The organism is Cognatishimia activa, assembly GCF_017798205.1.
GTDB classification, from domain to species: Bacteria; Pseudomonadota; Alphaproteobacteria; order Rhodobacterales; family Rhodobacteraceae; genus Cognatishimia; species Cognatishimia activa_A.
In genome coordinates, this window is the sequence record NZ_CP060010.1 from 2826426 (window position 1) to 2839308 (window position 12883).

12 protein-coding genes are annotated in these 12883 nt (G+C 56.4%); 5 read left to right on the forward strand and 7 right to left on the reverse strand.

The window, feature by feature from the left end; all coding sequences use genetic code 11:
• The first annotated feature begins 15 nt into the window (after window positions 1–15).
• From prfA to HZ995_RS13955, 3 genes are all read left to right on the forward strand, one after another.
• Window positions 16–1071 (forward strand): peptide chain release factor 1, encoded by a 1056-nt coding sequence (gene prfA, locus HZ995_RS13945; RefSeq protein ID WP_209356270.1) that lies wholly within the window; start codon window positions 16–18, stop codon window positions 1069–1071.
• The gene (gene prmC, locus HZ995_RS13950; RefSeq protein WP_209356271.1) at window positions 1068–1901 is read left to right on the forward strand and encodes a peptide chain release factor N(5)-glutamine methyltransferase; all 834 of its coding nucleotides are present in this window, start codon (window positions 1068–1070) and stop codon (window positions 1899–1901) included. Before prfA ends, prmC begins: the two co-directional genes overlap by 4 nt.
• A 215-nt stretch (window positions 1902–2116) precedes the next feature.
• Entirely contained in the window at window positions 2117–2665 is a 549-nt protein-coding gene (locus HZ995_RS13955; protein WP_209356272.1) for a DUF4167 domain-containing protein, read from the forward strand.
• A 24-nt stretch (window positions 2666–2689) separates the two neighbouring features.
• Here HZ995_RS13955 and rsmA read toward each other — a convergent pair whose 3' ends face one another.
• From rsmA to lptF, 6 genes are all read right to left on the reverse strand, one after another.
• The gene (rsmA, locus tag HZ995_RS13960; RefSeq protein ID WP_209356273.1) at window positions 2690–3532 is read right to left on the reverse strand and encodes a 16S rRNA (adenine(1518)-N(6)/adenine(1519)-N(6))-dimethyltransferase RsmA; all 843 of its coding nucleotides are present in this window, start codon (window positions 3530–3532) and stop codon (window positions 2690–2692) included.
• A 21-nt stretch (window positions 3533–3553) separates the two neighbouring features.
• Window positions 3554–4549, reverse strand: coding sequence for a 4-hydroxythreonine-4-phosphate dehydrogenase PdxA (pdxA, locus tag HZ995_RS13965; RefSeq protein WP_209356274.1), 996 nt, complete (start codon window positions 4547–4549; stop codon window positions 3554–3556).
• Window positions 4546–5757 carry a peptidylprolyl isomerase gene (locus HZ995_RS13970; RefSeq protein ID WP_209356275.1) on the reverse strand — a complete coding sequence of 404 codons (1212 nt, stop codon included), beginning with the start codon at window positions 5755–5757 and terminating at the stop codon, window positions 4546–4548. Before HZ995_RS13970 ends, pdxA begins: the two co-directional genes overlap by 4 nt.
• Window positions 5758–5782: 25 nt before the next feature.
• Window positions 5783–7870, reverse strand: coding sequence for an LPS-assembly protein LptD (locus HZ995_RS13975; protein ID WP_209356276.1), 2088 nt, complete (start codon window positions 7868–7870; stop codon window positions 5783–5785).
• 97 nt (window positions 7871–7967) lie between these two features.
• A complete protein-coding gene (gene lptG / locus HZ995_RS13980; RefSeq protein WP_209356277.1) occupies window positions 7968–9065 on the reverse strand; it encodes an LPS export ABC transporter permease LptG in 1098 nt (365 codons plus the stop codon).
• Window positions 9062–10210 (reverse strand): LPS export ABC transporter permease LptF, encoded by a 1149-nt coding sequence (gene lptF, locus HZ995_RS13985; RefSeq protein ID WP_209356278.1) that lies wholly within the window; start codon window positions 10208–10210, stop codon window positions 9062–9064. Before lptF ends, lptG begins: the two co-directional genes overlap by 4 nt.
• A gap of 128 nt (window positions 10211–10338) precedes the next feature.
• Here lptF and HZ995_RS13990 point away from each other — a divergent pair, with 128 nt between their 5' ends.
• Window positions 10339–11802, forward strand: coding sequence for a leucyl aminopeptidase (locus HZ995_RS13990; RefSeq protein ID WP_432417977.1), 1464 nt, complete (start codon window positions 10339–10341; stop codon window positions 11800–11802).
• 3 nt (window positions 11803–11805) lie between these two features.
• Window positions 11806–12273, forward strand: coding sequence for a DNA polymerase III subunit chi (locus HZ995_RS13995; RefSeq protein WP_209356279.1), 468 nt, complete (start codon window positions 11806–11808; stop codon window positions 12271–12273).
• Between the two features lie 9 nt (window positions 12274–12282).
• Here the strand turns inward: HZ995_RS13995 and HZ995_RS14000 are convergent, their stop codons facing one another.
• On the reverse strand, window positions 12283–12864 hold the full coding sequence (locus HZ995_RS14000; protein ID WP_209356280.1) for a retropepsin-like aspartic protease family protein: 582 nt from the start codon (window positions 12862–12864) through the stop codon (window positions 12283–12285).
• Window positions 12865–12883: the final 19 nt, after the last annotated feature.

Here is a 12883-nt window from a genome sequence, read left to right on the forward strand (position 1 = left end):
ACGCAACGTAGCCCCATGGTACCTTTCGAGCGTTTAGAACAAATCACCCAGCGGTTCGAGTTTCTCGAGGCGCAAATGGCTGACGGAGCCGCCGGCGCAGATATCGCCGCGCTGGCCAAGGAATATTCCGACCTGAAACCTGTGGTCGAGCAAATTCAGGCCTATCGCCAGTTGTTGGCGGACCTCGAGGAAGCCGAGGCCATGATGGACGATCCCGACATGCGGGAATTGGCCGAAGAGGAATTGCCTGCGCTGAAAGAACAACTGCCCGAGGCCGAAAAGGCGCTGCAAATAGCGCTGTTGCCGAAAGATGCGGCTGATGCGCGTCCTGCGATGATTGAAATTCGCCCCGGAACAGGTGGCGATGAAGCAGCGCTTTTCGCCGGAGATCTCCTGCGCATGTACCAGCGCTACTCTGAAGCGCGTGGCTGGAAATTCGAGATCATCGAGGAAAACGCCACCGAGCTTGGTGGCATCAAAGAAGTCGTCGGCCATATCAAAGGCGAGAACGTCTTCGCGCGCCTGAAATACGAAAGCGGCGTGCATCGTGTGCAACGAGTGCCATCGACCGAAAGCGGCGGACGTATTCACACCTCGGCGGCCACTGTTGCTGTGCTACCAGAGGCTGAAGACGTGGACATCCAGATCGACGCCAACGACCTGCGCATCGACACCATGCGCTCGTCAGGCGCAGGTGGACAGCACGTCAACACGACGGACTCAGCGGTACGTATCACGCACCTGCCAACCGGTCTCGTTGTCACCAGCTCCGAGAAATCCCAGCACCGCAACCGCGAAATCGCGATGCAGGTTCTGAAAACGCGGCTTTATGATCTGGAGCGTCAGCGGATTGACAGCGAGCGCTCGGCTGACCGGAAATCACAGGTGGGCTCCGGTGATCGCTCTGAGCGCATCCGCACCTACAACTTCCCGCAAGGGCGTATGACCGATCACCGCATCAACCTCACGCTCTATAAGCTCGACCAAGTCATGCAGGGCGATATCGATGAGATCGTCGACGCGCTCACCGCAGACGATCAGGCGGCGCAGCTCGCCGATATGCAGGGATGATTCTCCGCCAAGTCCTGATGGAAGGCGCGAAAGCGCTGCGAGAGGCGGGAATCGAAGGACCGGAACGCGACGCGCGGCTCTTACTGGCCGAGGTCATCGGCATGCCAGCAGCCCGACTGTCGCTTGAACCTGACCTTAAGGTCACCGAGGCCCAGACCAAAGAGTTTCATGGATTTCTGGCCCGTCGCGCGGCGCGCGAACCGGTGTCAAAGATCCTAGGGCGTCGGAACTTCTGGGGTAGGGATTTCGAAATCACACCGGATGTTTTGGACCCGCGTCCCGAAACAGAAACTCTGATCGATCTGGCGCTCAAGGGTGCAAAACCCGACACGATTCTCGATCTGGGATGCGGCAGCGGTATCATTGCTTTAACCCTTCTAGCTGAGCTTTCAGAGGCGCAAGCACACGCCAGCGATATCAGTCAGGCCTGTCTGGATGTGACCCTTCGCAATGCAAAAACGCTTTCTGTGTTGGGTCGCCTCACGGCAATAAAATCTAATTGGTTCAGTGAGATAAGAGGTGAATTTGATCTTATTGTTTCAAACCCACCCTATATCTCTGACGCGGAAATGGCGGAGCTGTCCCTTGATGTCTTAAACCACGACCCGCATCTGGCGCTCACACCCGGCGGCGACGGTCTGGCCCCCTACGAAGTCCTTGCGAAAGGCGCGCGCAAACACCTTGCCCCTCAGGGCCGCATCCTCGTTGAAATCGGCTACCGCCAAGGACCAGATGTGGTGCGCATTTTTCAGAACGCGGGCCTCGCGCAAGTCGCCTGCCACAAGGACCTGAACGGCCACGACCGTGTGGTATCTGCACATCAGTCATGACAAAGCGGTGAACTCCTCCGCCCAAATCGAAAAAATTCAACACTTACCCTTGTCAGCCCCGCACTGGAGAGGTAACGGTATTGTATCTGAGCGCAGGACGGCGTTTCGCAGGTCCCGCAAGATGAAAACCCCAGAAAACATGGACCGAAGATGCATAAGGGCATCTCAAGCGTCCGGGTCAAAAAGCAGTCATTCCAGAGTTTGGACAGCAAACAATGAGATCTTCGAAATCCCGTTCGCGGAATAAGAACAACCGCAATCGTCCTTCGGGCAATATCGTCAACCGTGTGTTTGACAGCAACGGCCCAGAAGGCAAGGTGCGCGGCACCCCGCAACAGATTATCGACAAATACAACCAACTCGCCCGCGACAGCCAATTGAGCGGCGATCGGGTTGCGACGGAAAACTTCCAACAGCACGCAGAACATTATCTGCGCATGCTGGCAGAAGCACAGCGTGAAATGGAAGCTCGTCGCGAGGAACAGGAACGTCAGAACCGCGACCGTCAGGCCGAACGCGACCGTGAACGTGCAGCCCGTATGGAACGTCAGGAACGCGAGGCGCAGGGGCAGTCTGATGCACCGACCGCAGATCCAGCCGACGCTCCGCAACCTGATGTCATGGAAGTTGCCGACAGCGGCGAGTCGGGTCTGGTGGAAACGCCAGAAGCCGAAGCGCCTGCTGAAAAGCCGAAGCGCAAGCCGCGCCGGCGCAAGCCTCAGCCAGAGGCTGCGCCCAGCGAAGAGCCCAAAGCCGCTGAATAAAGAAAACCCCGGTTCAGGCCGGGGTTATTTTTTGGCAACCTCACGTGCCAAAGCGCAAAAGGCTTCAAGCGAGACATTCTCCGCGCGTTCTGTCGGGGCAATGCCAGCGGCTTGAAGGCGATCCTCAATATCAGCCGTCACACCTTTGAGGGCAGCTCGCAACATCTTGCGCCGCTGATTGAACGCCTTGGCGACCACGCGGCTCAAGACCTCAGCATCCGCTTCAAACTTTGGCGTCTCCAGCGCGGTCAGATGCACCACAGCACTGCTCACCTTCGGCGGAGGCGTAAAGGCGCCGGGCGGCAAATGCATCGCGATCTTGGCCTCAGAGCGCCACTGGGCAAGGATTGCCAGACGCCCATAGGCCTTTGATCCCGGCTGCGCCACGATCCGTTCGGCCACTTCTTTCTGAAACATCAGGGTCAGGCTCTGCCAAAACGGCGGCCAGACTTTAGGCGTTAACCAACGCACCAAAAGCTCTGTGCCAACATTATAGGGCAAGTTGGCCGCAACGCGGATCGGTCCAGTCAGGTGCTCTAGGGGGTTCACTTCCAAAGCATCCCCGTTGATCACCTGCAAACGGTCTGGATAAGCCGTTGCGATCTCTTCCAGCGCCGGTAAGCACCTAGCATCCTTTTCAATCGCCAGAACCTTACGCGCGCCTTCAGCTAGCAGCCCGCGTGTCAGACCACCGGGGCCGGGGCCGATCTCGAGCACATCACAGTCAGACAAATCGCCCGCTTGCCGCGCAATCTTGGCCGTCAGGTTCAGATCGAGCAGAAAGTTTTGTCCCAAGGACTTCTTGGCAGACAAACCATGTGCGCCAATCACTTCACGCAAAGGGGGAAGTTGATCAATTCCGGCCATATTTCATCTTGCCCCAAATACTCAAAGCGCAGCCGTTGCCGCTGTCTGCGCCATAGCCATGTCGCGCGCCATACGCAAGGCAGCGATCAAACTGTCGGGCTTGGCAATGTCCTTACCGGCGATATCGAACGCCGTGCCATGATCGGGCGAAGTCCTAATGAAAGGCAAACCCAAGGTTACGTTTACACCACGGTCAAAATCCAACGTCTTGATCGGGATTAAAGCCTGATCATGATACATGCAGACGGCCACATCATAGGCAGCACGGGCACGGGCATGAAACATCGTGTCGGCGGGCAGGGGGCCAGTGATCGCCATTCCCTCCTTGGCCAGTTTTTCGACAAGGGGCGCGATGATCTGATCGTCCTCATGTCCCATCGCCCCACCTTCGCCAGCATGCGGGTTGAGGCCCGAGACAGCCACACGCGGCGACGCAACGCCAAACTTATTTCTAAGGTCGTTGACGGTGATCCGGATCGTCTCTTCCAAGAGTTCAGAGGTCAGGGTCTGCGCGACATCCTGCAGAGGAATGTGGATCGTTGTCGGCACCACGCGCAGCTGATCGCAGGCCAGCATCATGACCACTCGATCCGCGCCCGCCAGATGCGCCAGAAATTCCGTATGGCCAGGAAAGGCAAACCCCGCGCCGTCCTTCAGTGCTTTCTTATGAATTGGAGCCGTGCAGACCGCGCTTGCCGCGCCTGAGCGCGTTAGCGACACCGCGCGTTCTATGGCTTCGATCACGCCCAGTGCATTCTTGGGATCCGCACTCCCGAGGCGCGCATCGCCTGCAAAGGAATGGCTAAGCACAGGTAAATGCGTCTCGATCACGCGGTCGACGTCTGACGGGTCCGCGATCTCTTTAAAAGGCACGCGTCCGGAAAGATGCCGGGGATCGGCGATCAGAAAGAAAGGCAGCTCGGTGCGCAAGACCTCCCAGGCTCGTTCAGCCAACTCCAACCCAACCCCGCCGGGTTCTCCGCAGGTTAGGGCAATCGGCGCGATGTTTTGGGTCATTGCTGAACGATCACCGCTTCAGAGCGCAACTGATCAAGATAGCCTTCCGCGTAGGAATTCAAACGACGATTGCGCAGCGCATTCAACACGTCTTCGCGGCTGAGGTCTTCGTTTAACGCAGCCGTACGGCCACAGAGCATCAGGAAATAGAGTTGCGATCCATCGGGGCTGGTCAGAGCTGTCGAGACCTCGTGGCGGTCAAGCTTAGCCAGCTCGAGCGAAATAGACCGCGGGATCGCACTTGGTTGTTCCGCGGTGATGGTCAAAGCTTCGTCAGGACCGCCCTTGTTGATGGCATAGAGGTCATCGCAAGTGTCGACACGATTGCGAATGTCCTGCGCTTGCGCCAAAGCGGCGTCGCTACGACCTCCGGGAATGCGTAGGATGCCATATTCGATCGCTGCCAAACGCGGGGCGGGTGATGGCAATTCGTCGATACCGCGCATCATGAAAACCGCAATGGCATTACCCAGTGGGATCGGGTCCGAGATCTCGCCGGGGCGCATTTCGACCACTACCGGTTGTAGTGCTGGTGGCAGGCGATTGATCGGCAGCCATTGCATACGCCCGCCATTGGTACGTGTGCCAGCAGCCGAGAAACGCCGAGCCGCATCCGCAAAGGCCGATTCCGTGGTAAGGTTTGAAATACGTGAGGCCAGATCCTGAACTTGCGCCTGGTTTTGCGCGTTGATCGGAATTACGATCTCGGACAGAAGCACCTGCAAGCCAGCTTGGCCGCCAGAGCCAAGGGCTGCGTCAATTTCTTCGTCAGAAATCTGAACGCGGCCACGGAAGCGCAGTTGAACGACTTCTCGCCACAACAGACCGTTGCGGACGAAATCCTCAAATGTCTGCCGGTCAATCTGCGCCTCGGCCATGAGCGCAATAACCTCGTCAGCTTTCAGGTTCGCGCGGCCTGCGAATTCTTCGAGCCCTGCTGCCAATTGCTCTGCGCTAATAGATATTCCGAGCTCCGCTGCGGCCTGTGCCTTTAGGCGGTCTTCTACCAGATCCTTGCGGGCCAATGTTTCAAGATCGCCCAGTCGGTTGATGAACTGCATGAACTTGATGCGCTGATCCAGTTCATAATAGGTGACAGCCCCGTCATTCACCTTGATTGCCGGTGAAAACAGTCCCTGTGCTGATGCCAGAGTACCCATCATGCCCAGTGTAAGGCTCAGGAAAGCGGCAAAAATCTTATGTGTCATGCGTTCAGTCACCTAGGTCTTTGTCTTAGTAGGCTGCATCGTTGCAGCTTCGGCTATAGCTCTTGTCGCGTGTCTTGGCGGAAAAACCAAGCAATTCCACAGTAAAACTCAAATCTGTGACCGGTTGCACGCTGGTCGAGGATGTAAAGCGGCGTGAAACAGCCAATTGTGCTTTCACGCATTCATTGCGGTATTCCAGCCCAACGCCTGCTTCCGTGGTTCGGTTGTCCGCCACATCAAAACGCCAGTTCGCGAGGCCTGTCCAATGGCGGGTCATGCGATAGCTGCTGTCGAGGTTCCATTCCGCCAGAATGTCCGGACGGTTCTCTTCAGCATCCTGTCCCAACCAAACATAAGAGGCATTCACCCCGAGACGGTCGTTGTGCCAACCTCCACTTGCTTCAGCTTTGGTCAGAGATATCTGTTCATCCAGCAACATGCGTCCGGTGATGCTAAGTCCATTATCATGTGTCATCTGACCCGCGACCAAGAGGTCTGACGCGCGACCGGTTAGGCCGGAAGAAACAGAGAAGCTGTCCTGATCTGCTTCCCGAATGATATGTCCAAAAGACAGGCCCGCATTCCAAGTTTCGCCAAAGTGAGACATGTTCAGGCCATAGGCGAGTCTCACCCCGCGTTCTCGACGGTCATCAGATGCAAATCTGGACAGAGACAAAAGATTGCCTTCGTCAAATTCGGTTCTTGAGCTCTCGTCGTTCGCGATTGCGTCACTTGTCGCCCCATCGCGCGTCGTGCCACCGGACCAAGCAAGTTGCGCGACGGGTTCAATCACCTGTTGCGCACCAGAGGCCGTCATGCGTTGCAATGGATAGCGCATATTGGCCGCGACGGACGGGGTAACCTCAGAGTAATTGGTCGTTGTGATGGTGGCATCCTGCGCCGTGTTGACAACATCAAAAGCCAAGTGAGATTCGACGCCAAAATTAAATCCGCCTTGTGTCCACCAGGAATCCCGCCATCCGACTTCAGCGTTCAGACGATGCACATCGCGCCCATCGACGATGCCATCGGCATTGGCATCGGTCGTGATCTGAGACTCTCGTGCATGGGAATGAAACTCAAGCTCCCACAGCACTTCACCACCAAAGGCAGGTTGAATACGGTTCTGAGTTTGAGCAGACAAGACCAAGGTCGGGATGGTCTCGTTGTCTTCAGTCGTACGAAGACTTCGGAAATGGTTAAAGGCAAACCGCGTGTTCTCATCCCGTGATGCGCGGGTCAAAGCCAATTCACTATTGAGGCGGTCAAACGCGCCATAGTCATAATCCAGCAGATAGGCCTGATCGCTGGTGAACTTCGCATCAAACGACAGTGTATAGTCGCGCTTCAGGGCAAATTCGCCTTCGGCAAACAAATATCCACGAGAGTTGAACCCGCTGAAGTTATCATCAGTCACCGCTCCGTTCAGAGTGATTTCACCCGTTCGGAACGCCTGGCGGTAACGCGCCTCTAGTGTTGTCATATTTCGCGAAAAATACGGAGTTAGTGTCAGGTCGCGGTGATCACCGATGGCGATGAAATAGGGGATCTTGGCTGCGAGACCGATGCGAGAACGTTGCTGAATCGAGGGGATCAGAAAGCCCGTCGCACGGTCCTGTGTTGGATCTGGAAGGCGCATGCGCGGTAGGTAAAAGACCGGCACATCCAAGATGCGCAGCTGAGCCTCTTCGAGTAAAAGCTTTTTGTCTTCAGCGTCATGCGTGACTTTCTTCGCGCGTATGTACCAAAGTGGCGTCTCGCCTTCAGCGCAGGTATTACAGGATGTGACTTGAACGGTATTGAGTTCAGAGACGGTCCCATCAATGCGCTGAATGCTATCGGCTTGCAATTCGACCTGTTGGTCCAGAACCAATCGGGCGCTGGTTAGAAGACCGTTTTGCAGGGCTGAATCAAGCTCGGCAAAGTCTGCAAAGATCTCGACAGCACCTCCGTCGGTGACTGTAATTGGACCGGTGATGGTGATTTGGTCTGTGACCGAATTATAAACGATCTTACTGGCCGTAAGCACGGCTTCACCCGAGATCGCCTCGACGTTGCCTGTCGCGGTCAGTATGCTATTGCCACGCAGGAAAACGGAATCCGCAAGCAGCACGACTTGCTCAGACGGCGCCGCGCATAAAGGAGCGGTCAGCGCGAAGCTGCTGCATGTCGCAGCGAGCATCAATATGCGTTTTAGTGCGCGCAAATCGTCACCCGTCTTCCATATGTAAAACCAACCCAAGGGCCAAAAGCACAGACGCCAGAGGCGGGGCCCATGCTGCGAGTTCTATCGGAATTTGTCCATTTTCGCCAAGGATCCGTGCAAAGTTCCGGATATAATAAAGTCCAAACCCCGAGAGTGTTGCCGCTAGACTCATCAATCCCGTGCGTCCCATGCGCGTATGCCCCATGGTGAAGGCCGCAGCCACGAGCACCATGGCGACAAGGAACACCGGCTGGCTGAGCTCGAGCTGCAGCCACATCTGGTGACGCCGTGTGGAGAAGCCTGCGTCCTCAAGTTGGCCGATCAACTGCGGCAACTCCCAGACAGATACCGTGCGTGGTTTGCCAAAACTATCGCGGATTTGGTCGCTGGTTAGCGTCGTCGAAATCGTCATTTCCGCGCGTGTTTCAGATTGGGCCTCTGAATTTATTCCCCGATCCAGCGGCCAGATCTTTGCGTCGGTCAAATGCCATTCACCGGTGCGCAGTTCTGCTTGAGCGGCACGGATACGCTGGCTCGGGCCGCCACCTTCGCGATAGGTGACAAAGTCCACGTCCACCAAGACAGAAGCGTCATGGTTCGAACCATGCGCATAGATCACCGTTTGCCCATCATCTCCACCTTGACGCAGCCAGAGGCCGGTTGACCCAATCGAAATCGCGCGGCTTGCGCCTGTGCGATAGAAGAGGGCGAGTTGGTCATATTGCTTAGTGGTGGCGGCAACGATCGGGTTCATCGTCGTGACACCAAAGAGGCCAATCCCAAGTGCAACGCTGACAGGCGCGAGAAGGATCATGAGACCAGAACGACCACTTGCTCGCGCCACGACCAGCTCACTGCTGCGGGCGAGGTTCAGAAATAGAACCAGTGAGCTGAGGATCATTATTAACGGAAAGATCTGATAGAGTTCTTTTGGGACGTTCAACACGAGCATTTGCAAAATGCGGACAATCCCCAACTCCTGAACGCTAAAACGACGGAGTTGCTCCATCAGGTCAAACAGCACTAAAAGAACAAAGAAGACTGCTGTGAGCCCAAGGAAGTACACGAAAAAGCGGCGCGCGAAATAGAGGTGCATTGTCATGACGCAACCCACCGCAAACTAGGCAGCGGATAAGCGCGGCTTGCGAGCATCAAGGCCACCAGCAGCCCACCCAGAATCGTTGGCGCGTAGAGCGTGGGCCACATGTTTGGATCCAAGCGGACTGTGTTGACCAAGGCATTCTTCATGGCTTCCAAAATAACTAAGAGCGCGAAGGCTCCGACGGTTTGAGGCCACACACCAAAGCGGCTAAATCCGCCCAACAGCAAGGTGGCAAACCCCACGAGGGCTGAAACGATACACATCGTGATAGCCGCGATCCGACCGTGACGTTCGGCTTGAACCCAGCCCATTCCATTGAGATCCGGTTCGGTCTCACGCACTTGCCAGGCCAAAACCGCGGCCAAACGACGAGGCTCTTGCCACAGTTCCAGCGTTGGCGTGCGCTCCAGCGCTTTCAACCGGTTGCTGTTGTAGTTGAGAAACTCGCTGATGTCGTAGGTGAAATCACCGAAGTTTGTCGTGTAGAGTCGCAAACCGTCATCCGTCAGAATCTGCGCCAAGCCGTCCACCATAATCAGTTTGGGGCCGTTCTCGTCGCGTAAGAGATAGGCTTCGTCCGCTGAATAGATAAGCGTCTGATCCTCAGAGGTTTGATCATACATGAAGAGGTTCTTAAGGACGCCTTCGGGTGAGATCTCGGAAATGTAAAAGGTCACATGCTCATTGGGATGCATGAACACACCTTCGGTCAGCAATCGCGCCGTTGCATTCTCTGCGATCTCGCGCTCGCGGGTGTCCAGACGATCCAGGCTCAGCGGCACGAGATAATTCGCCAAAACAGCCATCATAACCCCAATGAACAGACCAAAGGTGAACACAGGACGCGCCAATCGCCACGGACTGAACCCCGTCGCCTGCATAACCGTCAATTCACTGTCCGCCATCTGGCGGCTGGTGCCGTAGCAGGCCGCCGCAAAAACCGCAATCGGCAGCACAAGTTTGACCACATTGGGCAGCGTCATAGCGGTGAATTCGAAAAACACGAAAACCGACTGGCCGTCGCCGATCAAACGGTCAAACAGCACCACCGCGCGATTGACCCAATAGACCGACACTAGAACCAGCGCGAAAAAGCCGAACAGCGTCATGAATTGCGACAGCATATAGCGGTCGAATCTGTTCACACCTGCGCTCCTCAGTTTTCTTTTTGTTGACCTTTTATAAAGCATTTAGCGTCTGTGGAAAACTGCTATCTGGTCAAGCGGGCACGGGCGGGCTAACTCTTGGGGCAACAGAAAACAGGAGCATCCCCGTGGTATCACCGCTGAGTTTTGAGTTTCAGGACGTCGAAATTGACGAAATCGCAGGATTTGAAGGCCGTGTGGCCATTCTGGTGGGCGCGGAAGGGCGCATGGACACCGCCGCACGCAGGGTCAATCGTCTGACCAAAGGGGCTGTGAAACGTTTGGTAGAAGCGGGCATCAAAACCGGCGATGCGCGGGTGCTTGCTTATCCGGTCGGTATGGCGGCCAAAGCGGTGGATGTGATCTGCCTCGAGCCACGCGCGACAATCGAAGAAGCGCGCGCCGCAGGTGTGGCGTTGGCGAAGGCACGCGGAGATGCGGAAGTGCTAGCTTGCCTGGGCAACCACAAACAATCCGCGCAAATCGTTATGGGCATGGCGCTGCGAGACTATGGGTTTGACGCGCATAAAACGGCAGCCCCAGCGGAAGACGCGCGCAAAGTGACGGTCATGTCGACGACACCAGCGGCTTTGAAAGAGGCCAGCGCGCCGCTTTTGGCGATTGCGGAGGGCGTGTTCTTCACTCGTGATCTGGTCAATGAACCGGCCAACCACCTTACAACAACAGAATTCGCCAACCGTCTGGAAGATATGCAAAATATCGGCCTGATCGTTGAGGTTCTAGAAGAAGACAAGCTCGAAGAACTTGGCATGGGCAGCCTTTTGTCCGTCGGTCAAGGCAGCGACAGCCCCTCTAAGGTTGTCGTGATGAAATGGATTGGCGGCGAGGAAGACGACGCGCCGCTAGCGCTGGTCGGCAAAGGCGTTGTCTTTGACACGGGCGGCATCTCTCTCAAGCCTGCGGGTGGCATGGAAGACATGACCATGGACATGGGCGGCGCTGGCGTTGTTGCTGGCGCGATGCGCGCGCTGGCTCTGCGCAAAGCCAAGGCGAATGTGGTCGGCCTTGTGGGCCTCGTTGAAAACATGCCGTCGGGCAATGCCACGCGTCCGGGCGACGTTGTAACTTCGATGAAGGGCGACACGATCGAAGTCATCAATACAGACGCCGAAGGCCGTTTGGTTCTGTGCGACGTCATGCACTACGCCCAAGAAACCTTTAAACCTGCGGGCATGATCGACTTAGCGACGCTCACCGGTGCGATCATCATCGGCTTGGGCCATGAGAACGCAGGTGTGTTTTCCAACGACGACAAACTCTGCAACGCCTTCCTCAAAGCCGCCGCCGCTGAAGGCGAGGGCGCGTGGCGCATGCCTCTGGGCAAAGCCTATGCCGATCAGCTGAAATCCCGCATTGCGGATGTGAAAAACGTCGGCGGACGTCCGGCGGGCTCGATCACCGCTGCAGAGTTCTTGCATCGCTTCGTGCAGGATGGAACCCCTTGGATTCACTTGGATATCGCGGGTGTCGCTTCGGTCAAGGCAGACACAGCCTATGCCCCCAAAGGCGCGACAGGTTGGGGCGTTTTGGCGCTTAACCGCTTGGTCGAAGACATGTTTGAGGCCAAATAACCCATGGGCGCGGCCTTTTTCTATCACCTGACGCAACGCCCGCTTGAGGTCACGCTGCCAATCCTTCTGGAGAAGGCGCGTGGCGCGGGTTGGACAGTCTTGGTCAGGGGCACAGAGGCCGCGCGGATGGATTGGCTGGATCAGAAGCTCTGGCTGGGCCGCGAAGAGGATTTCCTGCCGCATGGGCAGGCCGGAGGCCCGCATGATGCGCTACAGCCAATTCTGTTAACTGCGGCCGTAGACAACCCAAACGGCGCCGGATGCATCATGGGCGTCGATGGGGCAGAGATCACACCCGAGGAGGTGAATGCCTCGGATCGTGTTTGCATCCTTTTTGACGGCCACGACCCCGCGGCAATGGACCGAGCTCGACAGCAATGGAAAGCGCTGACAGATGCGGGATGCGCGGCGCAGTATTGGTCCGAAGAAACAGGGAACTGGGTCAAAAAGCGTGATACTGCAGACGCTTAAGCGTCACACCTAACGCGATAGGACAAGTTGATTGCGTGTCATTGTGATCGTGGGGAACCGGTTCAAGTAGCTCATTCCCAGAAGCGAGATATCCAAGTCCCCGCCATTCACCCGCGCGCGCACGTTCTTGTCGTCAAACTTGCCCAAAGCAACCGAGTCCAATCTCACCGGTGCAGTCCGAACTTCGCCATTGGCCGTCATGGCGCGACCGTGGAATTCCAAAGTCTCCAGATCAAAGCCCGCTGAAACCGCATCTTTCTGAGACAGCACCAAATCAGAGGCACCGGTATCCACGACAAAATCAATCTCGGCCCCGTTGACCAAAGCGGTCACATAGAAATGTCCGTCATAGGATTTCGGGATTTCAATCGTGCCATCCTCGGAATAGGCGACTTGTGGGGGCAGGGCAGCAGAACGGATATTATCCCAGGACCCGATCACCACAACCACGCCGATAAAGATCAGCCCCCAGATCATCAATTGCTGAATGGTGCGCCAGAAATTCGCACGAAACATCGGGCTCAGCGAGAAGGCCACAAAGACCAACAGCGCCACCAGATACACCAGATGCATGATTTCAAATTCTGACATTCAGTCCTCCGTCAAACCG

What these genes read in the sequence shown, in the direction of transcription:
- HZ995_RS13970 (WP_209356275.1), bottom strand. Translation starts at nt 5,757, where the DNA reads ATGACACATAAGATTTTTGCCGCTTTCCTGAGCCTTACACTGGGCATG.
- HZ995_RS13955 (WP_209356272.1), top strand. Translation starts at nt 2,117, where the DNA reads ATGAGATCTTCGAAATCCCGTTCGCGGAATAAGAACAACCGCAATCGT.
- HZ995_RS14000 (WP_209356280.1), bottom strand. Translation starts at nt 12,864, where the DNA reads ATGTCAGAATTTGAAATCATGCATCTGGTGTATCTGGTGGCGCTGTTG.
- HZ995_RS13995 (WP_209356279.1), top strand. Translation starts at nt 11,806, where the DNA reads ATGGGCGCGGCCTTTTTCTATCACCTGACGCAACGCCCGCTTGAGGTC.
- prfA (WP_209356270.1), top strand. Translation starts at nt 16, where the DNA reads ATGGTACCTTTCGAGCGTTTAGAACAAATCACCCAGCGGTTCGAGTTT.
- rsmA (WP_209356273.1), bottom strand. Translation starts at nt 3,532, where the DNA reads ATGGCCGGAATTGATCAACTTCCCCCTTTGCGTGAAGTGATTGGCGCA.
- prmC (WP_209356271.1), top strand. Translation starts at nt 1,068, where the DNA reads ATGATTCTCCGCCAAGTCCTGATGGAAGGCGCGAAAGCGCTGCGAGAG.
- lptG (WP_209356277.1), bottom strand. Translation starts at nt 9,065, where the DNA reads ATGACAATGCACCTCTATTTCGCGCGCCGCTTTTTCGTGTACTTCCTT.
- pdxA (WP_209356274.1), bottom strand. Translation starts at nt 4,549, where the DNA reads ATGACCCAAAACATCGCGCCGATTGCCCTAACCTGCGGAGAACCCGGC.